Annotated in this window: 1 protein-coding gene; it reads right to left on the bottom strand. The window is 42.9% G+C overall.

Annotated features, from left to right (window positions below; genetic code table 11):
* Positions 1-175: 175 nt before the first annotated feature.
* The coding region (locus R7Q47_RS25620; RefSeq protein ID WP_318090178.1) for an ABC transporter substrate-binding protein at positions 176-1,164 on the bottom strand (989 nt) is incomplete at its 5' end.

The raw sequence follows: 1,164 nt of genomic DNA, 5'->3' as shown, positions 1-1,164 counted from the left end.
CCTGTGATTCTATTGATGAACGATTTAAAACGATCGACAAAGCGTTTTCGCCCCTAGGTGATGTAAAAACTTACCTATTAGAGGCGTCTTACTTAGTTAGCTAACGCAGCATAATCCACAAACAAAAAGCCCCACTCATATTGTGGGGCTTTCTTTCTATCTTAGTCAGTAACGATTACAGCTTGTAGCGGTCATCAATCACGGTGACTTCTGGGAAGGATTTACCGCTCTTCATGGCTTTTTCAGTCTCTTTCTTAACGGATTCATCAATCCAGAAGTTACCGATATCCATTGGGTGCAGAACCCATTCCGTTGCTTTAGTCATGCCATCTTTTGGAATTTTAACCCAACGCCAATGTGCTACACGTGAGTAAGGCACCATGTACCCAGGAACAATAATATTTGCTTCTTTTACGTATTCTTGAATCTGGTGCGACAGCTCATAACGTTTATTCTGATCAAACTCAGCATCATACGCTTCGATCAACTTATCGAGTTCTGGGCTACTGTAGTTGGTGTGAGCATTGGTTTGCGGCTTGTTCGCATTGTCAGAATGCAAGTACTCCCAGTAAGCTGGAATCTCACCAGATCCCATGTTCAGGAATGCCAGCTGGTGCTTCTTCTCTAAAATGTACTTAAACGCAGATGAACCATCGACTAAGTTCAATGTGAACTCTAGACCTGCCAGCTTCGCTTGCTCTTTTAAGTATGCAATACGAGGTGTCCATGAGTTGTAACCGTACGTAATCGCAAAGCTTAAACGTTGGCCTTTGTCGTTTACGCGAATACCATCTGAACCTAAAGTATCAAAACCTGCTTTTTCGAAATGCTTAACCGCAGCATCGACATCAAACTTTGGCGGTGTGTTGTTTGGATCGTCATACTCACCATGACCAAAGCCCAAACCATGTGGCTTACGTGAGTAGTCACCACGCATGATGTTCTCTATCATGCCATCAAAATCTGTTGCAGCCATGATGCCTTTGCGCACTTCAAGATTATCCAACAAAGGCATTGCCGTATTCATCCATACGCCACCAGCACCTTGTGGTGATTGGTTGAATCCCCAATACTTTTGGATATAACCTTTTTTGTAAACATCAGTGTTCGTTTTATCGTGCCAAAAGCTTGGTAGCACCATTTCAAAGTAATCGAGATTACCTT

The sequence above is a fragment of the Vibrio sp. Vb0349 genome, from assembly GCF_033338975.1.
Note: the sequence above shows the minus strand (reverse complement) of the source record. Positions and strands in the feature narration are given on the sequence as shown.